We start from the raw sequence: 24,897 nt of genomic DNA, 5'->3' as shown, positions 1-24,897 counted from the left end.
CCTAGGCGGGGACCTCGTCCTCCATGAAGTCGGCCAGGGGGATCAGCCGGATGGCGGTCTCGACGCCGTCGTCGTGGAGGACCAGGCGGATGGCCGACATGTCGATGATCATGTCCTCGACGCGGTGCGAGGCCAGCATCGACAGGGCGGTGCCGTACTTGGCCATGGACTGCGCGCCCGGGATGAACACGGACAGCTCCTCGCGGGACTCGAAGGCCCGGACCTCGGCGTGCTCCGCGAGCGCTGCGGTGTCCCCGGCGACGGGGACGTCGACCCGCCATACGGGGCCTTCGGCCGAGTGGTACCGGTGCAGCTGCTCCTCGGTCTCCAGGGTCATGGACGCCCACGCCGGGCCGGCGACCCGGCCGCCGTGCTCCTCCACCAGCGCGGCCAGCCCGCGCGCGGTGGCGGCGACGGAGGTCATGGTCGGCCCCCAGACGTCGTCCTCCAGTTCGGTGGGCGGGGACTCGGGGTCGGGCGCCACCGCGGTCACCACGGCGCGGCCGGGCGCGGTGCCCCGGCGCACCGTCGGCCGGGCGGTCAGCAGCTCACGCGCGGTGGCGATGGCGTCGTCCTCGGCCGCGCGCTTCAGCCGCAGCTCCTCGGTGTGCTCCCGCAGCAGGTCGGCGGCGGACGCGGGCTCGTCGAGGGCCCGCCGTACGAGCTTGACGCTCATCCCGGCCCCGCGCAGGGCCATGACCGTCATCGCGGTCTCGATCTGCGCGAATTCGTACCCGCGGTACCCGGTCCGCTCGTCGACCTCGGCGGGGACCAGGAGGCCTTCGGCGTGGTAGAAGCGGAGCGTCTGCGGCGAGAGGCGGCACATCTCGCTGAAGTCCTTGATGGAGAGCATGCGACGAGTGTGCGCCCTCCAGTAACCGCAAGGTCAACCCCGCCGCCGTCGCCCCGCCCCCCCGGGCGGTCAGTCCCGGTCCCGCTTCCCCCGCTCCTCCCGGGGCGGCTCGTCCGGGACCGCCGGGGGTTTCGTGTGGAGGACGTCGCGGACCTGTTCGGCGGCGCGCAGGATGCTCTCGCTGATGAAGTCGCTGAAGCGCGCGACGTTCTCCAGCCGGGTGGCGGCCACGCTGCCGCGTCCGACCAGGTCGACGCCCTGCCGCGCGGTCTCGGCGAGCTCGGCGGTGCCCCGGGCGCTGGCGATCACCGACTGGTACCACACGTCGTCGTCGACGAAGTAGCGGTCGCGGCGGCCCTCGTCCCGCTCCCGGCGGAGGAGGCCCTGGCCCTCCAGGAACGTGACCGCCTTGGAGACCGACGCCGGGCTGACCCGGAGCCGGTCGACGAGCTCGGCCGCGGTGAGGCTCCCGGCCTCGGCGGTGAAGAGGCAGGTCAGCACCCGGGCCGTCATCGTGGGCAGGCCCTGCTGCACGAAGATGGCCGTGAACTTCTCCTCGTACTCGGCCAGCGCGGCGTCGTCGCGGGCGCCCGGGCCGGAGGAGCGGCCCCCTGGTTCGGCCTTCCTACGCCGGCGCCCGCGGCGCTCGGTGGCCCGCTGGGCCAGGTCGGCGTGGTAGGCGGTGGGGCCGCCGTTGCGCATCACCTCGCGCGTGACCGTCGAGGTGGGACGGTCCAGGTCGCGGGCGATCTCGGCGTAGGCGAGGCCGTCGGCCAGCCCCTGCGCGATCCGCCGGCGCTCCTGTTGGGTGAGCCTGCCTCCCGGCACCGTGGGCCCCTTTCTGTCCGCTGATGGGCCCAGCGTAGCGTTCGGCTTCAATCAATGCAACACGAGGCGATCATCCTGTTGCGTTAATCGACATCCCATTGCAAAGAATATGACGTATCTACCTGCTAATACTCAATCTCTTGGCAACGAGTGTGTTGCCAGATCCGCGAATGCAACGTAGCGTTTCCATCATCGGAAACAGCGAGTGCAAGGAGAGAGCACCATGGAGAAGTTCGACACCACCACCCCGGTCTCCGTCGTCCTGGACATCCCCGCCGGGCGCGTCCAGATCATCGCCGCCGACCGGTCCGACAGCACCGTCGAGGTCCGGCCCGCCAAGGCCGGCCGCGGCCGCGACGCCAAGGCCGCCGAGCAGACCTCCGTCACCTACGACGACGGCGTGCTGCGGATCCTCACCCCGGAAACCGGGAACCGCCTGCTGGGCCCGACCGGGGCCCTGGAGGTCACCGTCCAGGTCCCCTCCGGCTCCCGGGTCGAGGGCCGCACCGGCGGCGCCGAACTGCGCGGGGTCGGCCGACTGGGCGAGGTCGTCTTCGAGGGCGCCTACCGGCAGACCAAGATCGACGAGGCCGCGGCCCTGCGCCTGGCCGTGCTCGACGGCGACGTCGAGGTCGGCCGCCTCACCGGCCCGGCCGAGATCCGGACCGACCGGGGCGACATCCGCATCGACGAGGCCGCCGCGGGCGAGGTCGTGCTGCGCACCGGCTCCGGAGACATCTCGGTGACCGCCGCCGCCGGGGTGTCCGCCTCGCTGGACGCCGGTACCGGCCTCGGCCGCATCGACAACGGGCTCCGCAACGACGGCACCGCCGCGCTCGACATCCGGGCCACCACCGACATGGGCGACATCACCGCCCGCAGCCTCTGAAACGCCGACCCGGTGCGGGCGGCCCACCCGCCCGCACCCCGACCGGCACGCCCCCGCACCGCACACCGCACGAAGACACAAGGAGAAGGAACATGACCGGCGGCAACGGAACCCGCACCGAGACCCCCTGGACCGGCATGGTGCCGGTGGACGACACGGCCCTGGCCGTGACCGACACCGGCGGGACCGGCACCCCCGTGGTCTACCTCAACGGCCAGTTCGCCACCCAGGGCTACTGGCGGCGGACCATCGCCGAGCTCGGCCCGCAGTGGCGGCACATCACCTACGACGAGCGCGCCCGCGGCAGAAGGTCCAAGACCTCCTCGGACTACTCCTTCGAGGCCGCCGTCCGCGACGTGACCGCGGTCCTGGACGCCCGGGGCGTGGAGCGGGCGCTGGTGGTGGGCTGGTCCTACGGCGCCTACGTCGCGTCGCACTGGACCGCCCGGAACCCGGAACGCGCGATCGGGGCGGTCATGGTCGACGGCGCCCAGCCCTACGACTGGATGGACGAGGCCATGGCGCAGCGGATCCGCGTGATGTTCCGGCGGGTCGCCCTGCTCGGGCCGCTGCTGCGCCCCACCGGGCTGCTCCCCCGGATGAACGCCGAGCAGATGGCGCAGAGCAACATCGAGCTCGGCCTGCTCGGCGGGGAGAAGGAGCTGGGCGCCGTCCTGGACTCCATCACCGTGCCGACGAGGTACGTCCTCGCCTCGGGGACGTCCTTCGGGAGCAAGGGCGACGAGCAGGAGGTCATCCGGGCCGGCATGGACGCGGTGTACGAGCGCAACGAGAACATCCGGCTCTTCGCGAAGGTGCCGAGCAACCACGGCGCGATCCTCCGGAAGGACTTCCGGGCCGTCGCCGGCGCGGTGCGCGAGGTCGCCGCCCTGGACGGCCGCGGCCGCTGACCGCCCCGGCGGCGCCGACTCCCCGACATGCGGGCATGACGACCTGTCGACATGCCCGCATGTCCGCGTCCGCCCGCGGCACCCGCCGCGGGCGGACGCCGCCGTTCGCGCCGGAGCGCGCCTCAGGGCACCACCACGCCGAACTCCGGGTCCGGTGCCTCCAGAACGCCCAACAGCGTGCGGAGCACCCCGGGGTCGCCCTCGTACCCGGCGTCCCCCCGCCCCCGGCCCGCCAGGAGGCCGACCAGCCCCCGCCTCGTCGTGGTGACCACCAGGTCGGCCCGCGGGTCGGGGGCGTCGCCGGGGTGGTGCACCAGCACGCCGTTGGCCAGGCGCACGTGCCAGACGCGGTCCTGGTCCGTCAGCCGCAGGTCCACGCGCAGGTCGAGGTCCCAGGCGGCGGGCCCGTCGACCCGAACGGCCAGGGAGTCGAGCAGCGATCCGACGTCGAGCGCGGCCAGCATGCCGCGGCCGCCGCCGCGGCGGCGGGGGGCCGGGCCGCCGAGGAGTTCGCGGGCCCCGGTGAGGTAGGCGTTGCGCCAGGTGGCGTTCTCGCAGCCGTGGCCGAGCGCGGTGTAGACGTCGGCCAGGCGGCGCCGCGCCCCCTCGTGGCCGGGGTCGGCGAAGACCGCGTGGTCGAGCAGGGTGGCGGCGAAGCGGAGGTCGCCCTCCCCGACCAGGGAGTCCGCGTGCGCGAGGGCCGCGTCGACTCCGCCGAGCAGGCGCATCCAGCGTTTCGCCTCCTCGACCGGCGGGTGCTCCCACAGGTGGGCGGGGTTGCCGTCGTACCAGCCGAGGTAGCGCTGGTAGATGCCCTTGACGTTGTGGCTCAGCGATCCGTAGTACCCGCGGTTGGCCCACCGCCGTTCCAGCGCGGGCGGCAGGGTGAGCTGCTCGGCGATCTCCCGCGGGGTCAGGCCCCGGTTGATCAGGCGCACGGTCTGGTCGTGCATGTAGGCGTACAGGTCGCGCTGCCCGGTCAGGAACTCCTCGATCCGGTCGGCGCCCCAGGTGGGCCAGTGGTGGGTGGCGAAGGCGACCTCGGTGCGGTGGCCGAAGAGGTGCAGGGCCTCCGTGAGGTAGCGCGCCCACTGGCGGGCGTCGCGGACCCGGGCCCCCCGCAGGGTGAGGATGTTGTGCATCGTGTGCACGGCGTTCTCGGCCAGGCACAGCGCCCGCCGGGCGGGGAGGTACATGTTCATCTCCGCCGGGGCCTCGGTCCCCGGCGTGAGCTGGAACTCGATCTCGACGCCGTCGATCACGCGCACCTCGCCGGTGCGGGTGACCGAGTCCGTGGGCTCGACCAGGCCGATGGTGCCGGTGGACAGCCGCTGTCCCAGGCCGCAGCCCAGGTGGCCGTCGGGTGCCGCCTCCAGTGCGGTGCCGTACATGAAGCCGGACCGCCGGGCCATCGCGGGGCCGGCCTGGACGTTCTCGGAGACCGCGTGCTCCATGAACCCCTCGGGCGCCAGCACGGGGACGCCGGGTGCGGCCCCGGCGAGGACTCCGGCCGCGCCCCCGAAGTGGTCCGCGTGCGGGTGGGTGAGGATCACGCCGGTGACCGGGCGGTCGCCGCGGTGCGAACGGTAGAGCGCCAGGGCCGCGGCGGCGGTCTCCGCCGAGGTCAGGGTGTCGATCACGACGACCCCGGTCGCGCCCTCCACCAGGGTCATGTTGGCCAGGTCGAACCCGCGGACCTGGTAGACGCCCTCGGTGACCTCGAACAGGCCGTGCCGCGCGGTGAGCCCGCTCTGCCGCCACAGGCCGGGGTGGGCCGTGTCGGGCGCGGGCCCGTCCAAGAACGCGTACGCGTCGGCGTCGTAGACCGTGCCGCCGGCGGCGTCGGTCACCACGGCGGGTTCGAGCGTCCCCAGGAAGCCGCGTCCGGCGTCGCGCAGGTCCTGCCCGTCCTCGGCGGGGAGGGGGTCTCCGGGGCGCGTCATGCCGCACCCCCCACGGACTTCACCAGGTCGCGGACGATGCCGTTGCGCTGGATCTCCGACGCCCCGGTCAGCACCCGGAACATGCGCAGCTGCCGCCAGATCACCTCCACCGGCGCCCCGCGCACCATCCCGGCCTTGCCGTGCATCTGCACCGCGCGGTCGGCGATCTCGAAGGCGCGCTCGGCCACGAACAGCTTGCACATGAAGGACTCGATCCGGGGGCGCTCGCCCGCGTCGAGCGCGGCGAGGGCGTCGTAGGTCATCGAACGGGCCGCGTAGTAGTCGGTGGCCATGTCGGCGAGCGTGTGCTGGATCGCCTGCTTCTCCAACAGGAGGCCGCCCGAGACCCGGCGCGTCGCGGCGAAGTCGAGGGCCAGGCCGAGCGCGCGCCGCGCCGCGCCCAGGGCGGTGGGGCAGTGCAGCAGCCGGTTGGCGGTGACCCGGCCCAGGCTGATCCGCAGCCCCTGGCCCTCCTCGCCGAGCAGGTTCTCCGCGGGGACGAAGCAGTCCTCCAGGACGACGTCGCTCTCGATGTTCTGCCCGGACAGGGGCACCCGGCCGGGGGTGACGCGGCAGCCGGGCGAGTTGAGGTCCACGAGGAACGCGGAGTAGACCTCCTCGGCGCCGTCCATCCGGGCGACCAGGATCGAGAAGTCCGCGAAGGTGCCGCCGGTGCTGAACACCTTGTGGCCGGTGATCCGGTAGCCGCCCGGGACCGGGGTGGCGGTGGTCCGCATGCGCCGCACGTCGGAGCCGGCGTCGTCCTCGGTCATGGAGAAGCAGCAGGCCCGTTCGGCGCGCACGACCGGCAGCAGGTACTTCTCGATCTGGTACTCGGTGGCGTGCTCGAAGATCGCGCCGATGCGCAGCGGGCCGCCCATGTCGCCCAGCACGCTGGTGGCCAGGACGCGGCCGGAGGCGCCCACCTCCTCCTTGAGGGCGGCCAGCTCGGTGAAGGACAGCCCCTGCCCGCCCAGGTGCTCGGGCAGGTGGACGCCGTAGAAGCCGAGCTCGCGGCTGCGCCGCCACACCGGCTCCAGTACGGACCGCTCCAGCGGCGTCTCGTGCTCCAGGCCGAGGCCGGCCTCGTATTCGGCGAGTTCGCCGTCCAGGTAGTCCCGGAGCCGGGTGACCAGCCCGTCCAGGTGCGGACGGTCCCCGTAGGTCGGTCGCAGTGAGAAGGCCATGGTTCCCTCACCCCACCTTTCGTTCGGCGCCGGCCCACTCGCGCTGCCGGAGCGCGCGCCGGTCGATCTTCCCGTTGCGGTTGCGCGGCAGCTGTCGGACGAACTCGACGACCCGCGGCAGCTTGACCCTGGACAGCCGGGTGGCGCAGAACTCGCGCAGCTCGTCGCCGGAGGCCTCCCGGCCCGGGTGGAGCGCCACGAACGCCTTGACCGTCTCGCCCCACCGCTCGTCCGGCGTGCCCACCACGCAGACCTCGAAGACGGCGGGGTGCTCGTAGAGGGCGGCCTCCACCTCGGTGCAGTAGACGTTGTAGCCGCCGGAGATGATCATGTCCTTCTGGCGGTCCACGATGAACAGGTAGCCGTCGTGCCGCAGGTAGCCGAGGTCCCCGGTGTGCACCCAGCCGTCGCGGAACGTCTCCGCGGTGGCCTCGGGGGCGTGGAAGTACTCCCGCACGCAGTCGGGGCCGCGCGCCACGATCTGCCCGACCTCTCCGGCCGGGAGCGGTGAGCCCGCGTCGTCCACGACGCGGACCTCGGTGTCGAAGACGGGGCGCCCGCAGGAGAGCAGGAGTTCGGGGTCTGACTCGATCCCCCGCACCACGTCCTCGGAGGTGAGGAAGGTGATGGCGCTCGTGGTCTCGCCCTGTCCGTAGCCCTGGTTGACCACGGGGCCGAAGAGGCCGACGGCGTCGCGCAGGCGGGCCGGGCTCACCGGTGCGCCGCCGATCGTGACGCTGCGCAGGCGGGAGAGGTCGCGGTCGCGCGCCGTCGGCGAGGCCAGCACCAGGTTGAGCATGACCGGCACCAGGAAGGTGTGGGTGACGCCCTCCCGTTCGAGGACGTCGAGGTAGGACTCGACCTCGAAGCTCGGCAGGACGACGACGGCGGCGCCGCGGAAGAGGCAGCCCAGGATGCCCATGCCGCTGGCGTGGGTGATCGGGCCGGGGGCGAGGTAGACCGAGTCCCGGCCCACCGACCCCTGCGGGTTCATGGCCAGCTTGCGCATGTTGGACAGCCGGTTGCCGACCGTCTGGACGGCCGCCTTGAGCGTGCCCGTGGAGCCGGAGGTGAAGTTGAGCACCGCCGGGTCGTCGAGGTCGAGGTCGACGGCCACAGGGGCCGGGTCCCCCTCCGCCAGGAGGGAGGCGTAGGCGGGGTCGCCGTCGTCGAAGGAGACGACGAGGCAGTCGGGGGCGCGGGCGGCGACGATGGCGCGCACGGTGTCGAGGTTGGCCGCGTCCACGAACACCAGGCGCACCCGCGCGTCCAGCAGGACGTGTTCGATCTCGGCCGCCGCCAGCCGTGCGCTGATCGGCACGCGCAGGCACCCCGCCTTGCAGATCGCCATCTCGGCGACGACCAGTTCCCCGCGGTTGTTCGCCAGCGTGGCGACCGCGGTGCCGGGGACGCAGCCGCGCGCCAGGAGCGCGGAGGCCAGCCGGTTGGCGTCCTCCTCCAGGACGCGGTAGCTCCAGCGCCGGTCCCCCGACACCAGGGCCTCCGCCTCGGGCCAGTGGGTCGCGCTTCGGGTGAGGTAGGTACCGAGGTTCACGGGCCCTCCAGAGGTCGATGAGCGAGCATCGAGATACTAGACACAATGTCCAGGATGTGTCCAGCGGTCGAGGGGTTGCTAGAAAGGCCCCATGACACATGAGGATCGCCGGATACTCCGGACACGCGCCGCGCTGCGGGCGGCGTTCGTCTCCCAGGTGCTCGAACGCGGGTACGCCGGCGTCAAGGTGGAGCACATCGCCGCCGCCGCGGACGTCGGGCGGGCGACGTTCTACACGCACTTCCGGGACAAGGAGGCGCTGTACGACCACGTGGTCGAGGTCGTCCTGGACGAGCTGCGCGAACGGATGGCGCCGCTGGACCGCGAGGGGGTCGGGTTCACCGGGCGGCCGGTGGCCGAGCTCTTCCGCCACGCGGCGGAGGAGCCGGACGTGTACCGCCTGATCCTGCGGGGGGAGGGCGACGGGCGGGGGCTGCGGGCGCTGACCGACGCGTGGACCGCGACGGCCTACGGCATCTTCGCCGAGCGGGTCCGGGCCCAGGGTGCCCGCCCCCGTGTCGACCTGCGCGTCATCGCCCGCGCCTGGGTCGGCGAGCAGGTCGCGGTGCTGCTGTGGTGGCTGGAGTCGCCCGCCCCCCGGCCGGACACCGAACAGGTCGTGGAGACGCTGGTCGAGCTGTCCCGGCGCGGGCGCTACTGGGCCTCGGGTTTCGACTCCTTCTCGGACTAGGGGCGGCGCAGGGGGTTGTGTGGCGCCGGTCACTGTGCTTATCTTCTGGACACCTCGACCATTCCTGGACGTGGTGTCCAGGATTTAGAGAAGGGTCGGTCCCGTGTCCTCGCACCGAAGACTCCTGCACGAGTACCCCACCGGAGCCCGCCGCCGCCTCCTGCTGGCCGTCGTCGTCCTGGCGCTGTTCATCTCCGCCTACGAGGGGCAGCTCGCCCCGGTCCTGCCCCTGCTGCTGGACGACATCGGCATGTCCCTCCAGACCTACGGGCAGATCACCGCGGCGTCGCTGCTCTTCGGGGCGGTGTCCGGGTACCTGGGCGGAGAGCTGGTGGACCGGTTCGGCCGGGTGCGGATCCTGGTGCCGTTCATGTTCCTGTCCGCGGCGGCGTGCCTGTTCATGGCGATGTCGCAGACGGTCGTGCACTTCACCGCCGCGCGCATCCTGCTCGCCTTCGTCGAGGGCGTGGCGATGGCGGGGACGCAGCCGCTGATCCGCGACTTCACGCCGCGGATGGGGCGGGCGCAGGCGTTCGCGTTCTGGAGCTGGGGGCCGGTCGGGGCGAACTTCTTCGCCGCGGCCGTCGCGGTGCTGACGCTCGACCTGTTCGGCCACTCCTGGCGTTCGCAGATCTTCCTGATGGCGGGCCTGGCCTGCGTCGGAGCCACGATCGTCGCCCTGACCCTGCGCGACCTGTCCCCCGAGCTGCGGCGCACCATCAGGCTCAGCGAGCGGTCCACCCGGGAGGGCGCCCCGGCGCCGTCCGGGAACCGGCTGCGGATGCTGCTGGGGCACCGGGTCGTCTGGGCGCACGTGGCCGCGATGTCGCTGCTCTACGTGCTGCTCGCCACCATGAACGCCTACGGGCAGGCGATGGTGGCCGAGCACTTCGGGATCTCGGTGCGCATGGCGTCCGCGGTCGTGATGTGCTTCTGGGCGAGCAACCTGCTGGCCTCGCTGGCCTTCGCCCGGTTCTCCGACAGGCTCCAGATGCGCAAGCCGTTCCTGGTCTACGGGGCGGTGGCGGCCACGCTGCTGCTGGGGGCGCTGGTGCTGACGATGAGCGCGGGCGCGGGCGCTCCGGCATGGCTCGTCGTCGTGCTGCTGACCGGCCTGGGGGTGGCCCTCGGGACCGTCTTCGGGCCGTGGATGGCGAGTTTCTCGGAGTACGCGGAGGAGTCGGTGCACCCGGACGTGCAGGGGGTCGCCTTCGGCCTCAACCACTTCGTGAGCCGCATCTTCATCCTCGGCGCGGTCCTGCTGGCGCCGGTCGTGTCGGCGGCGGGCGGCTGGCAGGTGTGGGCGACCGTCACGCTGGTGACGACCGCGGCCTTCGCGGTCGCCGCCACCCGGGTCCAGGGCGGTATGCGCCGGCCGCGCGGCGGCGGGGAGCCGGTCCCCGCACCGGACGCGGCCGACCGCACCGGGGGTGCGTGAGCCGCCGCCCCGGGACCGGGGCGGCGGAGGGGCGCCCCACGGCCCTTCCCGAAGGCGGACGGGCGTGTCGGTGAGTCGACATGCCCGTTCGCCGACACGTCTACCCCCGGGTCAGCCGGTCCAGGAACCCGTGCAGGTTCTCCTCCAGCCGCTTCACCTTCTCCTCCACGGTCAGCGTCTCCGCGAAGCGCCCGCCCGGCTCGGGCTGCTTGAGCCCGCGCACGTACAGCGAACAGGCGAAGTCGGTGCACATGTGCAGCCCCACCGTGTTCCCCTCGCGTCCCGCCTTGCCCACACGCGGCGCCACCATGAGCGCCACGCCGGGACCCTGGCGGCTGGTCACGCACACCGAGCACAGGGCCCGCCGGGCCCCGGTCTCCGAGCCGGTGAGCCGGAAGGCCACGCCCACCGGACCGTCACCGCGCTCGACGACCAGGTACGCGCGCTCGTGCGCCATCGGGTCGCGCCAGCCGAGGAAGTCCAGGTCCTCCCACGGCCGGGAGTCCAGGTCCCGCGGGAGGGAGAGGCGCTTGGCCTCGCCCTTGGAGCAGTTGATGAACGAGCCGCGGATCTCGTTCTCCGTCACGGGGATCATTCCTGCGACGCTAACAGCGACCCTCGCGACCGGGCAACGGTATTGTTCCCGCTGGTCCCGGGGCCGCACGGCGAGCGCACCGCCTCCTCCCCTCCCGCGGCGCGCGGCCGCGCGCACCCGCCCCGGGCCCCTGCGGGTCGAACACCCGCGGGGTGCGCTCTGGAGGGTTCCGTCGGCCGAACCGTGCCCGCCGGGGGCCGTCTCCGCGGTGCCCGGCGGTGTCCGCCGCCGGACACCGGGTCAGGCGGCGGAGCCCGGCCGGACGATCATGAGCACGACCACCACCGCCCACAGCAGGTTGTAGATCCCGCTCCACATGGACAGCCGCCCCAGCGCCGACTTCTCCCCCGGCTCGCGCAGCGCCTCGCGCTGGCGGGGGTGGATCTGCCAGGCCAGCAGCACACCCGCGGCCGCGGTGAGGACCATCGCGACGTTGACCCAGAGCTCGGCCATCCGCCCCTGGAGCAGGGCCAGGGCGATGCCGACCACCGGCACGACGATGCCGATGAGCGCGTAGACGCGGGTGATGCGGTGCAGGGCGAGGGCCGTATCGCGGCTGCGCCCGCCGCCGTCCCCCGGGGCCTCGACGGGGGCGCCCGCCGGGACGGCGACCGGGACGTAACGGGGGAACAGGCTGGTGGCGACCGCCGATCCGCCGACGAACACGATGCCCGCCAGGACGTGGATCGAGAGCAGGAGGTCTTCCATGGGTGGGCTCCTCGGTGACAAAACCTTCAGATTGCCTGAAGCTTAGGGCATGCTTCAGCCACCCTGAAGGCGGGGTGAGGTTCAGTCCCGAGGCAGGGAGGAGAACGCCTCGCGGAACGCCGCGCCGACCTGCTGCTGGATCGGGTCCGCGTCCGGACCGAACAGCTCCTCGTCCACCCGTGTGATCTCCCGGCCCGCGCGCTCCAGCAGCTCGCGCCCCTGCCGGGTCACCTCGATACTGGACGCCGCCCCCGGCCGGGCGGTGAGGTCGTGCACCAGGCCCGCCGCGACCAGGGCCTTCACGCCCGAGTGCGCGCTCTGCACGGTGATCCCCGACATCCGGGCCAGGTCGCTGAACGAGACGCCGGGCACCCCGGCGATGTGGCCGAGCAGGCCCAGGCGGGCGACGGTGAGGTCGAGCGGGGCCAGCGCGGCGCCGAGTTCGCCCTCCACCCGGCGGGCCAGAGTCAACACGAGGACGGAGACGCTCAGCGCGGGCGGTCCGGGGCGGGTGTTCTCGGTGCTCACCGTTCCAGTGTCCCCCATCGGAGGGCCGGGCCGTCCCCTGTGTCTCCTCGTCCACGTGTCCCCTCGTCCCCTTGTCGGCGTGTCGACAAGGGGACGTGCCGCCGTGCGGCCGGGCCCGGGGACGGGGGTGTCGAGTCCCTCTTCCGTGCGTTCCCTCGCGTTCCCTTCATACCCCCAGGGGGTACAGTCCGACCATGAGCGATTCCCCGTGCAGTGCCCACTGCCCCCTTCCGTCCGGCCTCGGCCCGCTGGAGCTCTCCCTGCCGCTCCGCCTGCTCGGCCTCTGCCTGCGTTTGCGCGTCGTGCTCTCCGGGTCCTGTCCCGGGGGGCGGTGACGCGGGCCCGCGGCCTGCGGCGATGGTCGGACGGTGTTCGTACACTCACCGACCGTTCGGTCAGTACACATGCCCTGATCAGGGAAGATTCCGCCCTGCTGTTCATAATGCCGTGGGTCACATGGCATAGTGTCCTAGGGCTCGTGACCTATGTCTCGGCACAACCGTCCTGTGCCGATTCGGTACCCCCCGTCCCCGGGTGCCGGGCACGGGCCCCGGCAGTGACCGACCCCCGGTCGGCAGACATTACGGAGCAGCAATGGCAACATCCGACGCCACGGCCTCGGCACCCGCCCCGCTGGATGGCAGGGAACGGCGCAAGGTCCTCGCCGGGACCATGGTCGGCACCACCATCGAGTGGTACGACTTCTTCATCTACGCCCAGGCCGCCGGCCTCGTCCTGGCGCCCCTGTTCCTCGGACCGCTGGAGCAGTCCAACCCCGGCCTCGCCCAGATCCTGTCGTTCGCGACCATCGGCATCTCCTTCCTGTTCCGCCCCCTGGGCGCCATCGTGGCGGGCCACCTGGGCGACAGGTTCGGCCGCAAGAAGGTCCTCGTCGCGACGCTGGTCATGATGGGCATCGCCACCTGCCTCATCGGCCTGCTGCCGACCTACGCCCAGATCGGTATCGCCGCCCCGATCCTGCTCATCACCCTGCGCATCCTCCAGGGCTTCTCCGCCGGCGGCGAATGGGGCGGCGCGGCCCTGATGTCCGTGGAGCACGCGCCGGTGAACAAGCGCGGCTTCTTCGGCGCCTACCCGCAGATCGGCGTCCCCTGCGGCATGATCCTGGCGACCTTCGTCGTCTGGCTCATCACCGTGATCATCGGCCAGGACGCCTTCCTCGCCTGGGGCTGGCGCATCCCGTTCCTGCTGTCCTTCCTGCTGATCATCATCGGCCACCTCATCCGCAAGTCCGTGGAGGAGTCCCCGGTCTTCGAGCTGATGCAGAAGCGCCGCGCCAAGTCCTCCGCCCCGCTGGGCACCCTGTTCCGCAAGAACACCCGCGAGGTCGTGCTCTCCGCGCTGATCTTCCTCGCCAACAACGCCGCCGGCTACCTGGTCATCGCCTTCCTGGCCACCTACGCCTCCACCGCCCTGGGCATGGAGCGCGGGCCGGTCCTGCTGGCCACCACCCTGGCCTCCTTCGGCTGGCTCATCTCCACCCTGTACGGCGGCTGGGTCAGCGACCGCTGGGGCCGGGTGCGCACCTTCCAGATCGGCTACGTCCTGCTCGCCGCCTGGGCGGTGCCGATGTGGTTCCTGGTCGACACCGGCGACGTCCTCATGTACTTCGTGGGCGTCTTCGTCTTCTGCCTCACCCTGGGCCTGAGCTACGGGCCCCAGTCCGCGCTGTACGCCGAGATGTTCCCGGCCGAGATCCGCTACTCCGGCGTCTCCATCGGCTACGCCCTGGGCGCGATCCTGGGCGGCGCCTTCGCCCCGATGATCGCCCAGATGCTGCTGGAGAACACCGGTGTCTCCTGGAGCATCGGCGTCTACATGATCGTCGCCGCCGCGGTCTCCTTCCTGGGGGTCTCGCTGGTCAAGGAGAAGATGGGCGTCGACCTGCACGTCGACGACGACGGGGCCGACACGGCCGAGAAGGCCGCCTGACCCGTTCGCCCGGGGGAGGCGCGGCGACCTGTCGCCGTGCCTCCCCCTCGCCTTGTCCCCCTCTCGCCACGGCGCCTTGTCGACATAGGGTCGTACCGACGTTCACAGGAGCGCTCCCACACCCCTGAACGAAAGGCGCCACCGTGTTCACCGACATGGCCTGGATGAACGAGCCCCCGTCCTGGACGGTCGAGGACGGCGTCCTCACCGTGACCACCGGGGACCGCAAGGACTTCTGGCGGCACACCCACTACGGGTTCGTGCACGACGACGGCCACTTCCTGTCCGCCGAGGCCACCGGGGACTTCACCGTCCAGGTCACGTTCGACGGCGACTACCTGGAGCAGTACGACCAGGCCGGCCTGATGCTCCGCGCCGACGAGGAGAACTGGATCAAGACCGGCACCGAGTTCGTCGGCGGCGGGCTCAACGTCAGCGCCGTGGTCACCCGCGGCCACTCCGACTGGTCGGTGGTCTCCCTGCCCCGGACCGGGGGCTCCTTTCCTCCGGTGACCATCCGTGCGATCCGCACCGGCGAGACCGTCAACGTCCAGTACCTCGACGGCTGGGGCGCGTGGCGGCTGCTGCGGTTGGCCCACCTGCCGCTGGGCGGGACCTGCCGGGTGGGGGTCATGTGCTGCTCGCCGCAGCGGGAGGGGTTCCGCGCGGTGTTCCGGGACTACTCGATCACCCCGGAGATCCCCGAGGACACCCACGCCTGACCCGGGGACGGGGGCGGGCCGGTGCGGTAGGGGCGCCGGTCCGTCCCATCCGGCGCCCGCGGAACGGGCCGGGGCCGCGTCCGTCCCGGCATACCGCTCGGGCGGACGGTGTTTCACGTGAAACACCGGCCGTGACACGGCGGCACAATACGGGGTCGCCCCGTACCCGGTGGGGAACAATGTGCGGGACGGCTCCCCCAGGAAAGGCGCCACGGTGTTCCACCAGCCAGGACTGCCCTCCGACCTGCCCCATCCCGAGGTCCTGTGGGCCCGGGTCGGGGCCTACGCGTCCGTCTGCGCCGGGCTCGGGCTGACCGAGTGCGTCCCCGGACCCGCCGCCGTCCACTTCCGGTTGGTCCTGGGATCCCGCTTCTGCCTGGCCCGGGTGGCCGGCGGCGGGTTCCTGCTCGTCGGGCAGGACCCCGAGAGCGCAGGGGAACGGGCCCGGACCCGGCCCATCGACCCCTTCCAGGGCGCCCCCGAGACGCTGCCCTGGGACTGGCTGGCCGAGCGGCCCCGCCCCGACTTCGCCTACTGGTGGGACGGGGAGTGGGCGCGCGCCGCCTACCCCGACGACTGGGCGGACGACGGCCTGGCCGCCACCGTCGGCTGGTGCGCCGACCTGGACGACTTCACCGAGTGGGTGGTCCGCGCCGCCCTGGCCACCGCCGACCCCGCGGACACCGTGTCCGCCCGCAAGGCCGTGGCCGACCTGGCGGCCCGGGCCCGGGAGCGCACCCTGGACGCCGACGCGCTCACCGGGGTCCTGGACCACGCCGCCCGCGACGACGCCGACCCGGCCGCGGGGCTCGCGCTGGCCCGCCGACTCGGGCTCACCGGCGAGCGGGAGCCCGAGGAGATGGAGCCGGGCGGCTCCCGGCCCGCCGCCGCGCACCCCGCCATCGGCGGGCGCTCCCTGATGCTGCTGCTCGGGGACGCCATGCGCGCGGCCCGCGAACTGCCCGGCCGCGGCGACCCCGTCACCGCCCTGGCGGCGGACGCCGAACCGGACGGCCGCGCCGAGGAGGCCCTGGCCCGGGCCGCGGCCCTGGTCCGCGACCACCTGCTCGGCGACGCCGACCGCAGGGTCCTCCTCTACCGCGCCCCCCACCCGCACGGCCTCCTCCACGACGACCTGGTCCCCGTCGCCGCCGGCCCCGGGCTGCACGCGGTCCTGGAGCGCCTGCGCCTGGACGAGGGCGGCGCGGACGGGCGGTGGCTCTTCGCCCGCCTGACCGTCACCCGCGAGGGCGCCACCCTGGAACGCGCCTACGACCACTGGCCGGAGTGGATGCCCGGGCCGGTGGACGAGGACGTCCGCGAGCTGGGATTCGCGCACCCCACCGGCGAGCCCGCCGACGTGGACGGACTGCGCGCCGAGATGGCCCGCCGGGCCCCCTCCCGCCGCCCCTCCTGGGCGGACCTGCTGTCCGACCGCGCCGCCGACGACCCGCCCTGGCCGGGCCCGCCCGACCGCCCCAGCGTTCCGCCGCTGCGGCTCCCCCTCGCGCGCCGGGTCGCCCTGCTCGACGACATCGCCGACCGGATGCGCTGCCTGGCCCGGGGCCTGGAGTGGTCCCGGCTGCGCCTGACCTACCGCGCCCTGGCCGGGTACGCGGGCGGCACCCTGACCGCTGCCCGGCCCGACGGCGACCGCGACCTGCCCGTGGACCGGGACCTGCGCGCCGCACTGGAGGTGCTGCGCTCGGCCACCTACGTCGAGGAGCGGGGCGCCTGGTTCACGGTCGACATCGTCGTGGGGCCGTCCTCCGGGTGGCGGGTCTCCTACGACCGGGACGGCGAGCCCGCCTTCTCCCTGCCGCCGACCGCCTTCGACCACGCCCTCGACCTGCGGTACTTCCCCCGGTCCTCGGTGAACGTCCCGCTGTGGCTGGCCGAGCGGCTGCGCATCGCCGCGTCCTGACCGGCCGGGGCGGGGCTGGCAGGCCGACGCGTGCGTTTGCTTCACTTGCCGGGTGCAGACCATCGACCTGACCGCCGCCTCCCGGAGGTCCCTCCCCCGCGCCCTCGCCGCCGTCCTGATCCTGCTCACGGTGAGCGCTGCGGGATGCGCGGGCCTGATGGTGTACGTCCGCCCGCTGATCGACCGGCACCTCGACCCGGCGTTCGCCGGAGTCCTCGGCGTCGTCACCGGTATCGCCGCGCTCCTGCTCGGGGTCTTCGCGTTCGGCGCCGCCGGGGTGCTGGTCTTCCTGCTCGTCCGTGCCCCGGCCTTCCTGGCCCGGCAGGGCATCCGCCTCGACCCCGGCGGGCTGACGCTGTACCAGGAACGGTCCGGCTGGTCACGGGAGCGGAGCCTGCACATCCCCTGGGGCGGACTGGCCGGAGTGGGCGAGCCCGCGAACCCGGAGGCGAGGCGCGGGTTCGCCGGTTCGGTGCTGCACCTGGACGGCGCGGCCGACGCCGCGCCGCCGCAGTGGGCGCACGTCGTCGCGCCCGGCGCGGAGCCCCCCGAGGGCGAACCCGTATCGGACGCCTACCGCGTCTTCCTCCAACTGCCCGAGGACGTCGCCCGGGACCTGCCGCGGACCGTCGCCGGGTACCGGGCCGCGGTGGCCCCCGCGGCAGCCCCGCCTCCCGCCGCCGACGGCCGGTGGTTCTCCTTCCGCGGGATGCGGGTCCTGGGGTGGGCGGTCGCAGGGTTCCTGCCCGCCCTGTTCCTCACCGGTGTGCTGGGGTGGTCCTGGTACGACTCCGGGGACCCCTTCCTCGCCGTGCCGGCCGGGGCGGCCGGGGCCGCCGTGCTCGGCGCCCTCGCGGTGGGGCCCCGGTTCTGGGCCCCGCAGGGGGTCCGCCTGGACGCCCGGGGCCTGTCGGTGCGCCGCGGCCCGGGACCGTTCCTCCGGGGCACCCGCCACTTCGTGCCCTGGGAGGAGGTGCACGCCCTGACACGGCACGAGCGTCCGCGCGGGACCGGCACGGGCAGCGCGCGGCTTCCGGTGCTGGAAGTGCACGCCACCGGGCCCGCTCCCGAGAGCCCCCTCCCCCGCTGGGCGCGGTACGTCCCCGCCGGGACGCCGGGATGGGGGACCGTCACCGACACGCCCCGGCTGGTGCTCGCCCCGGCGGACGCCCGCGCGGCCTCCGAGATCCTCCACCTCGCCGAACGCCTGCGCCCCGTCCCGGCCTCCGCACCGGTGCCCGGACCCGGGGCCGTTCCGCCCCGTACGGACGTCTGGGTGGAACTCCCCCGGCGCGGACTCCAGCGGGCCGTCGGCGCCCTCGGGTTCTTCCTGATCACGGTGCTCATGGCCGTGACCCTGGGGTTCGACCTCTTCGCCGAGCCTCGGATGCTCCTCTTCGTCGTCCTGCCCTCCGTGCTCCTGGCCGCCTGGGCGCTGTGGCGGCTGCCGGAGGCCGCCGCCGGTTCCGGCATCCTCATCACGGACGACGCCGTCGAGCTCGTCCGGAACCGGTGCCTGTGGCGGTCCGGGGTGCGCACCGTCGTGCCCCTGTCGTCGGTCACCGCCGTGCGCAGGGTCCGGGCCCCGTCGCTGACCGGCCTCGCCGGCGGATGGCCGGTGGAGGACGCCGTCGATCTCTTCGTCACCGGGAACCCCGGGCGGACCCCGCACTGGGTGCGCCGCGGCCGGGGCGGGGAGCCCGGGACCCTCCGGCTGCGGGTGATGGGCGGTCCCGCCGTGCTGCCGCTGACGGGCGGGGTCGGGGGACGCCTCCGGCCGGAGGCCGGTGCCGCCCCGGTGAGGTCACCGGAGTGAGCACCGGTGGCCGCCGTCCGGGCCCCGGATCCCGGACCTCCCGAGCGCGGGGGCATGACGGACCTGCCGCCCACCCGCGCAGCCCCGGTCCCGGGGCGTGTCCGGCGGAACATTCCGCCTCGCGACCCCTGGGCCGCCTCTCGCGGCGCCGCTTCCGCTCGGACGGCCCCGGACCGGCCTGCGCCCGCCGTCTTGCGAGGGATCGCCCGTAGGCCGCCCGTGCTCCTTCGGCGCAAGCGCCGAAGGAGCACGGGAACATCCGCTGAAAACGTCTCAGGAGTCGAGGACCTGGCCCTCGCGGGAGACCACCGGGGGCAGCACCGACCAAGGGAAGTCGATCCACTGGTCGGTGCGCTTCCACACGTACTCGCAGTCGATCAGCGAATGGGACTTCTGGTAGATGACCGCGCTGCGCACCTCGGCGACGTGCTCGGCGCAGAAGTCGTGGACGAGCTTGAGGGTCTTGCCGGTGTCGGCGACGTCGTCGGCGACCAGGACCCTCTTGTCGCTCAGGTCCACCACGTTGGGGACGGGCGGCAGCATGACCGGCATGTCCAGGGTCGTGCCCACGCCCGTGTAGAACTCCACGTTCATGACGTGGAGGTTCTTGACGCCGAGGGCGTAGCCGAGGCCGCCCGCCACGAACAGTCCGCCGCGCGCGATGGACAGGATGATGTCGGGCTCGAAGCCGTCGTCGGCGATCTCCTGCGCCAGCTCCCGCATCGCGGTGCCGAACAGCTCGTACGTGAGTGTCTCGCGGTCGTCGCTCACCGGTACCTCGTTCCTCTCGTGTCACACCCTGCCACGCATGCTAGGACCCCGTCCCGGCCCGGGGCTCCGGGGGCGCGGCGTTCCGGCAGGTGGGCGGGCGCGCGGGGGTGACCGGGAGTGTCGGCCACATGTCCATCCGGGGACGTGCCCCGGGTCACATATCTGGACGAACGGTCACGAAAGCCGATGTCATCTACGACGTTTTCTCGACTTCGGCACGCCTATGGCGAACAGATGGCAAGAAACCTCACCATATGTCTGTACACGTCACCTTCGACACATCCGACTCTCGACATATGGAGGCAGAGGCATGGCCGACGACCGGGACCTGCTCCCCTCCGAGCAGCCGGTGCAGCTGCTCGATGAGTCGGGGAGGCCGGTCGAGAACCCGACCCTCCCCTTCCCCGACAACGGGCGTCTCCTCGCCGCGTACACCGCCCTGGTGGTCGGCCGTCGCGTCAACGACCAGGCCGGCGCACTGGTCCGCCAGGGCCGCCTGGCGGTCTACCCCTCCTCGCACGGCCAGGAGGCCTGCCAGGTCGGCGCCTCCCTCGTGCTGGGCGAGAACGACTGGCTCTTCCCCACCTACCGGGACACCGTCGCCGTCGTCACCCGCGGCGTCGACCCCGTCGAGGTGCTCACCCTCCTCAAGGGCGACTGGCACGCCGGGTACGACCCCTACGAGCACCGGGTCGCCCCGCAGGCCACCCCGCTCGCCACCCAGCTGCTGCACGCCGTCGGCGTCGCCCACGCCGCCCGCCTGCGCGGTGAGGACACCGTCGTGATGGCCCTGTGCGGCGACGGCGCCACCAGCGAGGGCGACTTCCACGAGGCACTGAACTTCGCCGCCGTGCTCAAGGCCCCCGTCGTGTTCTTCGTCCAGAACAACGAGTACGCCATCTCCGTCCCCCTCGCCCGGCAGACCGCCGCGCCCTCCCTCGCCCACAAGGGCATCGGCTACGGGGTCAACGGCGAACGCGTCGACGGCAACGACACCGCCGCCGTGCTGGCCGTGCTGGACGCCGCCGTCGCGGCCGCCCGCTCCGGCGCGGGCCCGCAGCTGGTCGAGGCGCACACCTACCGCATGCAGGCGCACACCAACGCCGACGACGACACCCGCTACCGCGACAGCGACGAGGTCGGTCCGTGGGTCGCCCGCGACCCGCTGACGCGGCTGGAGGCGCTGCTCAAGCGCAAGCGCGTGCTCACCAAGGCGCGCCGGGACGAGATCACCGAGCGGGCCGAGGCCGTCGCCGCCGCCATGCGCGAGGGCATCTCCCGGGACGACGACCCCCACCCCTCCGAACTGTTCGCCCACGTGTACGCCGAGCCCACCCCGCAGCTGAGGGAGCAGGCCGCCGTCCTGGCCGACGAACTGAGCAGAGAGAGCGACTGACCCATGGCGACCGACCCCACCAAGCTCACCATGGCCCAGGCCCTCAACCGGGCGCTGCGCGACGCCATGGCCGAGGACGAGACCGTGTACGTCTTCGGCGAGGACGTCGGCCCCCTCGGCGGCGTCTTCCGCATCACCGACGGCCTCACCGCCGAGTTCGGCGAGGACCGCTGCTTCGACACCCCGCTCGCCGAGTCCGGCATCGCGGGCCTGGCCGTGGGCATGGCGATGAACGGGATGCGCCCCGTCATCGAGATGCAGTTCGACGCGTTCGCCTACCCGGCGTTCGAGCAGATCGTCAGCCACATCGCCAAGCTGCGCAACCGCACCCGCGGCCGGGTCTCCCTGCCCATCGTCATCCGGGTGCCCTACGCGGGCGGCATCGGCGGCGTGGAGCACCACTGCGACTCCTCCGAGGCGTACTACGCCCACACCCCCGGCCTGAAGGTGGTCACCCCGGCCACCCCCGCGGACGCCTACCACCTGCTGCGCGAGGCCATCGCCTCCGACGACCCCGTCGTGTTCATGGAGCCCAAGAAGCTCTACTGGGCCAAGGAGGAGTTCGACCCGGGCGACGGCTCGCGTCCGGGCATCGGCACCGCGGTGGTGTGCCGCCCCGGCACCGACGCCACCCTCATCGCCTACGGGCCCTCGGTGCCCACCGCGCTGGAGGCCGCCGAGGCCGCGGCCCAGGAGGGCCGCAGCCTCCAGGTGGTGGACCTGCGCTCCATCGTCCCCTTCGACGACGAGACCGTGTGCGCCGCGGTGCGCTCCACGGGCCGGGCCGTCGTGATCGCCGAGGCCAGCGGGTTCGCCAGCGTCGCCTCGGAGATCGTCGCCCGGGTGACCGAGCGCTGCTTCCACTCCCTGGCCGCCCCGGTGCGCCGGGTCACCGGGTTCGACATCCCGTTCCCGCCGCCCAAGCTGGAGCGCCACCAGCTGCCGAGCGTCGACCGCATCCTCGACGCGGTGGACGACCTTCAGTGGGAGGACGACCAGTGACGATCCGCACCTTCGAACTGCCCGACCTGGGCGAGGGCCTCACCGAGGCCGAGGTGGTCAAGTGGCTGGTCGCGGTGGGCGACACCGTCGCCATCGACCAGCCGATCGCCGAGGTGGAGACCGCGAAGTCGATCGTGGAGGTGCCCACCCCCTACGGCGGGGTGGTGCACGCGCTGCACGGCGCCGAGGGCGAGGTGCTGGCGGTGGGCTCCGCGCTGATCAGCGTCGCCGACGAGGCGGCGGCCCCGGCGGCCCCCTCCGCGCCCGCCGCCCCCGCGCCCTCCGTGCCGGAGCCGGCCGCGGTGTCCGCGGCCGGTGAGCGGTACCGAGAGGAGGAGCGCGCCGGGAGCGGCTCGGGCAACGTCCTCATCGGCTACGGCACCCCGGAGGCGGGGGCCCGGGGGCGCCGCCGCCGGCCCCGCGGGGCCGTTGCGGCGCCCACCGCCGCGCCCGCGGCCCCGGTCGCGCCCGAGTCCCCGCCCGCGCGCCGCGTCCCGCTGGTGACCTCGCCGCTGGTGAGACGGCTCGCCCGCGAGGCCGGGCTGCGCGTCGCCGACATCGAGGGCAGCGGCCAGGACGGGCTCATCACCCGCCGCGACGTGCTCGCCGCCATCGAGGCCGCCCGGTCCCCGATCGCCGCGCCCGCCGCCGAGGCGGCCCCGGCACCGGCTCCGGCACCGGTCCCTGCGGGCGCCGTGGACCCGCGCACCGGGCTGGCCGAGTCCGCCAGGGTGCCCATGAGCGGGTTCCGCAAGAGCGTCGCCGCCGCCCTCTCGCGCAGCAGGAGCGAGATCCCCGAGGCCACCGTGTGGGTGGACGTCGACGCCACCGAGCTGGTCCGCCTGCGCGCCGCCCACCCGGACGGCCCGGGGCTGCTGTCCTACGTCGCCCGGTTCACCGTGGCCGGACTGCGCGCCCACCCCGAGCTCAACGGGCTGGTGGACACCGAGCGCGGCGAGCTGGTCCAGTACGACGGGATCAACCTGGGCCTGGCCGTGCAGACCGACCGCGGCCTGGTCGCGCCGGCCGTGCTCGGCGCGCACCGGCTCACCACCGCCGAGCTGGACACCGAGATCAAGCGGCTCACCGCCGCCGCCCGCGCGGGCCGGGCGACCCCGGCCGAGATGACCGGCGGCACCTTCACCCTCAACAACTACGGTTCGCTGCGGGTCGACGGAAGCGCCGCCATCATCAACCACCCGCAGGTGGCCATCCTCGGCATCGGCCGGATCATCGACCGCCCGTGGGTGGTGGACGGCGAGCTGACCGTCCGCAAGGTCACCCAGCTGTCGTTCGCGTTCGACCACCGGGTGTGCGACGGCGGCGCGGCGGCCGGGTTCATGCGGGTCGTCGCCGACGCCATCGAGGACCCCGCCGCGGCCATCGCCCGCCTGTAGCGGGTCCCACGACAGCGCCCCGGGGGGAGTCGGCACCCCCGGGGCGCTCCCGTCGTCAGGCGGCGGGCTCCGGGTCCCCGGGGAGCACCGCCTTCAGGTACTCGGCGATGGCCCTGCGGTTCTGCTCCAGGCAGCGGATGCGCCGGTCCATGCGCGAGAGTTCACCGCGCAGGGTGGCGATCATCTGCGGGGAGACGTCGGAGATCAGGATCGAGCGGGGCCGGTCCAGACAGGGCAACATCTGCCTGATGATCTTGGTGGGCAGGCCGGCGTCGAGCAGCCCCCGGATCTGGAGCACCCGGTCCACGGTGTCCTCGTCGTAGTCCCGGTAGCCGTTCTCCAGGCGCCGGGACACGATCAGCCCCTGCTCCTCGTAGTAGCGCAGCAGCCGGCGCGAGGTCTCGGTCCGCTCCGCCAGCTCCCCGATCCGCATGTGGCCCACCTCACCGGTCGCCCCGTTGACCTTCACATAGATGTGAGGGTTTGAGCATGGCGGTCATGACCACCACCGCACAAGGGGTTATCCCCGAACGGGCGGCCCGGCTTCCGTGGGCCGCCCTGCTCGCCCTCGCCGCCGTCGCCCTCCTGGTCGTCCTCACCGAGCTGGTGCCCGCCGGGCTGCTGCCCGCCATGAGCGCCGACCTCGGAGTGGGCGAGTCCACCATGGGGCAGGCCGTGACGGCCTACGCCGCCGGTACCGCGCTCACCGTGATCCCGCTCGCCGCGGTCACCGCCGGAGTGCGACGCCGCCCCCTGCTGCTGGGGACCGTGGCACTGTTCGCCGTGGCCAACACCGTCACCGCCCTCTCCTCCGACCACCTGCTCACCCTGGCAGCCCGGTTCGCCGCCGGGATCGCCGCGGGGCTCGCCTGGGCGATGCTCGTCGGCTACGCCCGTTCCCTGGTGCCGGAACACCACCAGGGCCGGGCGATCGCCATCGTCCTGATCGGCATCCCGCTCGCCCTGTCCCTGGGGGTGCCCGCCGGCGCCTTCCTCGGGGACATGGTCGGCTGGCGCTCGGTGTTCCTGGTCATCACCGGGATCGCCCTCGTCCTGGCCGGGTGGATCCTGGCGGCCGTACCGGACCGCCCGGGGCAGCCCCGGGCGGAACGGGTGCCGTTCGCCAGGGTGTTCGCCCTGCCCGGCCTGCTGCCGCTGCTGGCCGTCACCCTCCTGCTGGTGACCGCCCACACCGTCCTCTACACCTACATCGCCCCGGTCCTCGCGAACGCGGGGCGCGGCGGCGGCGTGGACCTGGTCCTCCTGGTGTTCGGGGCGGCCTCCGTGGCCGGCGTCTGGATCGTGGGCGCCCTTATCGACCGGAGGCTGCGGGCCCTGGCCGTCGGCGCGGTCCTGCTCATCGGCGCGGCGGCCGTCCTCCTGGCGCTGGCCGCCGGCCTACCGGGCATGGCCCTGGTCGCGGCCGCCCTGTGGGGGCTCGGGTGGGGCGGGGTGCCGACCCTGCTTCAGACCGCGGTCGCCGACGTCGGCGGGGCGGCGGCCGTCACCGCCCAGTCCGTGTACGTCACCCTGTGGAACGTCGCCATGGCCGGGGGCGGCGCGGCGGGCGGGGCGCTGCTCGCGGGGGTGGGCGCCGGAGCGCTGCCCTGGGGCGTGCTCGCCCTGCTCGTCCCGGTGCTGCTGCTGGTCCCGCTGTCCCGCAGGGCCTTCCCCGCCTCCCGGGTCTGAACGCGGCGGTGGCCCCCCCCCCCCCCCCCCCGGGCCCCCCCCCCCCCCCCCCCCCCAACCCCCCCCCCCCCCCCACCCCCACCCCCCCACCCAACCCCAGG

Annotated in this window: 23 protein-coding genes; 13 read left to right on the top strand and 10 right to left on the bottom strand. The window is 73.5% G+C overall.

The features are described 5' to 3' along the window. Position 1 precedes the first annotated feature (1 nt). Positions 2-853, bottom strand: a complete 852-nt coding sequence (locus ACFVNO_RS10795; protein ID WP_355260397.1) for a MerR family transcriptional regulator — start codon at positions 851-853, stop codon at positions 2-4. Between the two features lie 69 nt (positions 854-922). After that, positions 923-1,681, bottom strand: a complete 759-nt coding sequence (locus tag ACFVNO_RS10790) for a helix-turn-helix domain-containing protein (protein ID WP_378891493.1) — start codon at positions 1,679-1,681, stop codon at positions 923-925. 223 nt (positions 1,682-1,904) lie between these two features. On the opposite strand from ACFVNO_RS10790, the gene ACFVNO_RS10785 reads away from it, so the two are divergent. Both ACFVNO_RS10785 and ACFVNO_RS10780 read left to right on the top strand, forming a co-directional pair. Then, the gene (locus ACFVNO_RS10785) at positions 1,905-2,570 is read left to right on the top strand and encodes a DUF4097 family beta strand repeat-containing protein (RefSeq protein ID WP_355260391.1); all 666 of its coding nucleotides are present in this window, start codon (positions 1,905-1,907) and stop codon (positions 2,568-2,570) included. A 92-nt stretch (positions 2,571-2,662) separates the two neighbouring features. Continuing rightward, entirely contained in the window at positions 2,663-3,481 is an 819-nt protein-coding gene (locus ACFVNO_RS10780) for an alpha/beta fold hydrolase (protein WP_355260388.1), read from the top strand. A 122-nt stretch (positions 3,482-3,603) separates the two neighbouring features. Here ACFVNO_RS10780 and ACFVNO_RS10775 read toward each other — a convergent pair whose 3' ends face one another. The 3 genes from ACFVNO_RS10775 to ACFVNO_RS10765 are packed head-to-tail and all read right to left on the bottom strand — an operon-like array spanning position 3,604 to position 8,166. Next, positions 3,604-5,424 carry an alkyl/aryl-sulfatase gene (locus ACFVNO_RS10775; RefSeq protein ID WP_378891489.1) on the bottom strand — a complete coding sequence of 607 codons (1,821 nt, stop codon included), beginning with the start codon at positions 5,422-5,424 and terminating at the stop codon, positions 3,604-3,606. Next, positions 5,421-6,611: an acyl-CoA dehydrogenase family protein gene (locus ACFVNO_RS10770; protein WP_220564029.1), complete on the bottom strand. Its 1,191-nt coding sequence runs from the start codon at positions 6,609-6,611 to the stop codon at positions 5,421-5,423. The genes ACFVNO_RS10775 and ACFVNO_RS10770 overlap by 4 nt, the downstream gene beginning before the upstream one ends. A 7-nt stretch (positions 6,612-6,618) precedes the next feature. Next, positions 6,619-8,166: an AMP-binding protein gene (locus ACFVNO_RS10765; protein ID WP_378891485.1), complete on the bottom strand. Its 1,548-nt coding sequence runs from the start codon at positions 8,164-8,166 to the stop codon at positions 6,619-6,621. A gap of 91 nt (positions 8,167-8,257) precedes the next feature. Between ACFVNO_RS10765 and ACFVNO_RS10760 the strand changes: the two genes are divergently transcribed. Both ACFVNO_RS10760 and ACFVNO_RS10755 read left to right on the top strand, forming a co-directional pair. Next, positions 8,258-8,857, top strand: a complete 600-nt coding sequence (locus ACFVNO_RS10760) for a TetR/AcrR family transcriptional regulator (RefSeq protein ID WP_220564031.1) — start codon at positions 8,258-8,260, stop codon at positions 8,855-8,857. Between the two features lie 103 nt (positions 8,858-8,960). Next, positions 8,961-10,295, top strand: coding sequence for an MFS transporter (locus tag ACFVNO_RS10755; protein ID WP_378891481.1), 1,335 nt, complete (start codon positions 8,961-8,963; stop codon positions 10,293-10,295). 100 nt (positions 10,296-10,395) lie between these two features. Here ACFVNO_RS10755 and ACFVNO_RS10750 read toward each other — a convergent pair whose 3' ends face one another. The 3 genes from ACFVNO_RS10750 to ACFVNO_RS10740 all read right to left on the bottom strand — a co-directional run bounded on the left by ACFVNO_RS10750 (position 10,396) and on the right by ACFVNO_RS10740 (position 12,126). Then, positions 10,396-10,890 carry an FBP domain-containing protein gene (locus ACFVNO_RS10750; RefSeq protein WP_220564033.1) on the bottom strand — a complete coding sequence of 165 codons (495 nt, stop codon included), beginning with the start codon at positions 10,888-10,890 and terminating at the stop codon, positions 10,396-10,398. A 240-nt stretch (positions 10,891-11,130) separates the two neighbouring features. Then, a complete protein-coding gene (locus ACFVNO_RS10745; protein WP_355260372.1) occupies positions 11,131-11,598 on the bottom strand; it encodes a hypothetical protein in 468 nt (155 codons plus the stop codon). Between the two features lie 81 nt (positions 11,599-11,679). Beyond that, the gene (locus tag ACFVNO_RS10740; protein ID WP_378891476.1) at positions 11,680-12,126 is read right to left on the bottom strand and encodes a MarR family winged helix-turn-helix transcriptional regulator; all 447 of its coding nucleotides are present in this window, start codon (positions 12,124-12,126) and stop codon (positions 11,680-11,682) included. A gap of 194 nt (positions 12,127-12,320) precedes the next feature. Here ACFVNO_RS10740 and ACFVNO_RS10735 point away from each other — a divergent pair, with 194 nt between their 5' ends. The 5 genes from ACFVNO_RS10735 to ACFVNO_RS10715 all read left to right on the top strand — a co-directional run bounded on the left by ACFVNO_RS10735 (position 12,321) and on the right by ACFVNO_RS10715 (position 18,541). Continuing rightward, on the top strand, positions 12,321-12,461 hold the full coding sequence (locus ACFVNO_RS10735; RefSeq protein WP_378891473.1) for a hypothetical protein: 141 nt from the start codon (positions 12,321-12,323) through the stop codon (positions 12,459-12,461). A gap of 259 nt (positions 12,462-12,720) precedes the next feature. After that, positions 12,721-14,079 (top strand): MFS transporter, encoded by a 1,359-nt coding sequence (locus tag ACFVNO_RS10730; RefSeq protein ID WP_355260363.1) that lies wholly within the window; start codon positions 12,721-12,723, stop codon positions 14,077-14,079. Between the two features lie 143 nt (positions 14,080-14,222). Then, positions 14,223-14,801 carry a DUF1349 domain-containing protein gene (locus tag ACFVNO_RS10725; protein WP_220564038.1) on the top strand — a complete coding sequence of 193 codons (579 nt, stop codon included), beginning with the start codon at positions 14,223-14,225 and terminating at the stop codon, positions 14,799-14,801. Between the two features lie 214 nt (positions 14,802-15,015). Further along, entirely contained in the window at positions 15,016-16,725 is a 1,710-nt protein-coding gene (locus tag ACFVNO_RS10720) for a hypothetical protein (RefSeq protein ID WP_378891468.1), read from the top strand. A 52-nt stretch (positions 16,726-16,777) separates the two neighbouring features. Next, positions 16,778-18,541, top strand: a complete 1,764-nt coding sequence (locus tag ACFVNO_RS10715) for a hypothetical protein (protein ID WP_378891465.1) — start codon at positions 16,778-16,780, stop codon at positions 18,539-18,541. Between the two features lie 273 nt (positions 18,542-18,814). Here the strand turns inward: ACFVNO_RS10715 and ACFVNO_RS10710 are convergent, their stop codons facing one another. Continuing rightward, complete coding sequence (locus ACFVNO_RS10710) at positions 18,815-19,312, bottom strand: phosphoribosyltransferase (RefSeq protein ID WP_220564040.1); 498 nt, start codon at positions 19,310-19,312, stop codon at positions 18,815-18,817. 310 nt (positions 19,313-19,622) lie between these two features. On the opposite strand from ACFVNO_RS10710, the gene pdhA reads away from it, so the two are divergent. The 3 genes from pdhA to ACFVNO_RS10695 are packed head-to-tail and all read left to right on the top strand — an operon-like array spanning position 19,623 to position 23,107. Next, positions 19,623-20,708: a pyruvate dehydrogenase (acetyl-transferring) E1 component subunit alpha gene (gene pdhA / locus ACFVNO_RS10705; RefSeq protein ID WP_355260353.1), complete on the top strand. Its 1,086-nt coding sequence runs from the start codon at positions 19,623-19,625 to the stop codon at positions 20,706-20,708. Between the two features lie 3 nt (positions 20,709-20,711). Beyond that, a complete protein-coding gene (locus ACFVNO_RS10700) occupies positions 20,712-21,710 on the top strand; it encodes an alpha-ketoacid dehydrogenase subunit beta (protein WP_220564042.1) in 999 nt (332 codons plus the stop codon). Then, a complete protein-coding gene (locus ACFVNO_RS10695) occupies positions 21,707-23,107 on the top strand; it encodes a dihydrolipoamide acetyltransferase family protein (protein WP_355260351.1) in 1,401 nt (466 codons plus the stop codon). Before ACFVNO_RS10700 ends, ACFVNO_RS10695 begins: the two co-directional genes overlap by 4 nt. A 55-nt stretch (positions 23,108-23,162) precedes the next feature. On the opposite strand, the gene ACFVNO_RS10690 is transcribed toward ACFVNO_RS10695, so the two are convergent. Further along, a complete protein-coding gene (locus tag ACFVNO_RS10690; protein WP_355260348.1) occupies positions 23,163-23,540 on the bottom strand; it encodes a MerR family transcriptional regulator in 378 nt (125 codons plus the stop codon). A 65-nt stretch (positions 23,541-23,605) separates the two neighbouring features. Between ACFVNO_RS10690 and ACFVNO_RS10685 the strand changes: the two genes are divergently transcribed. Continuing rightward, positions 23,606-24,796 carry an MFS transporter gene (locus ACFVNO_RS10685; protein ID WP_355260345.1) on the top strand — a complete coding sequence of 397 codons (1,191 nt, stop codon included), beginning with the start codon at positions 23,606-23,608 and terminating at the stop codon, positions 24,794-24,796. The last annotated feature ends 101 nt before the right edge of the window (positions 24,797-24,897 follow it).

The sequence above is a fragment of the Nocardiopsis sp. NPDC057823 genome (assembly GCF_042797335.1).
Taxonomy (GTDB): Bacteria; Actinomycetota; Actinomycetes; order Streptosporangiales; family Streptosporangiaceae; genus Nocardiopsis; species Nocardiopsis changdeensis.
Note: the sequence above shows the minus strand (reverse complement) of the source record. Positions and strands in the feature narration are given on the sequence as shown.

Bases quoted from the DNA above. Each gene is read 5' to 3' on its own strand.
- ACFVNO_RS10690 (WP_355260348.1), bottom strand. From the start codon at position 23,540: ATGCGGATCGGGGAGCTGGCGGAGCGGACCGAGACCTCGCGCCGGCTG.
- ACFVNO_RS10795 (WP_355260397.1), bottom strand. From the start codon at position 853: ATGCTCTCCATCAAGGACTTCAGCGAGATGTGCCGCCTCTCGCCGCAG.
- ACFVNO_RS10750 (WP_220564033.1), bottom strand. From the start codon at position 10,890: ATGATCCCCGTGACGGAGAACGAGATCCGCGGCTCGTTCATCAACTGC.
- ACFVNO_RS10700 (WP_220564042.1), top strand. From the start codon at position 20,712: ATGGCGACCGACCCCACCAAGCTCACCATGGCCCAGGCCCTCAACCGG.
- pdhA (WP_355260353.1), top strand. From the start codon at position 19,623: ATGGCCGACGACCGGGACCTGCTCCCCTCCGAGCAGCCGGTGCAGCTG.
- ACFVNO_RS10730 (WP_355260363.1), top strand. From the start codon at position 12,721: ATGGCAACATCCGACGCCACGGCCTCGGCACCCGCCCCGCTGGATGGC.
- ACFVNO_RS10760 (WP_220564031.1), top strand. From the start codon at position 8,258: ATGACACATGAGGATCGCCGGATACTCCGGACACGCGCCGCGCTGCGG.
- ACFVNO_RS10775 (WP_378891489.1), bottom strand. From the start codon at position 5,424: ATGACGCGCCCCGGAGACCCCCTCCCCGCCGAGGACGGGCAGGACCTG.
- ACFVNO_RS10785 (WP_355260391.1), top strand. From the start codon at position 1,905: ATGGAGAAGTTCGACACCACCACCCCGGTCTCCGTCGTCCTGGACATC.
- ACFVNO_RS10685 (WP_355260345.1), top strand. From the start codon at position 23,606: ATGACCACCACCGCACAAGGGGTTATCCCCGAACGGGCGGCCCGGCTT.
- ACFVNO_RS10735 (WP_378891473.1), top strand. From the start codon at position 12,321: ATGAGCGATTCCCCGTGCAGTGCCCACTGCCCCCTTCCGTCCGGCCTC.
- ACFVNO_RS10745 (WP_355260372.1), bottom strand. From the start codon at position 11,598: ATGGAAGACCTCCTGCTCTCGATCCACGTCCTGGCGGGCATCGTGTTC.
- ACFVNO_RS10780 (WP_355260388.1), top strand. From the start codon at position 2,663: ATGACCGGCGGCAACGGAACCCGCACCGAGACCCCCTGGACCGGCATG.
- ACFVNO_RS10770 (WP_220564029.1), bottom strand. From the start codon at position 6,611: ATGGCCTTCTCACTGCGACCGACCTACGGGGACCGTCCGCACCTGGAC.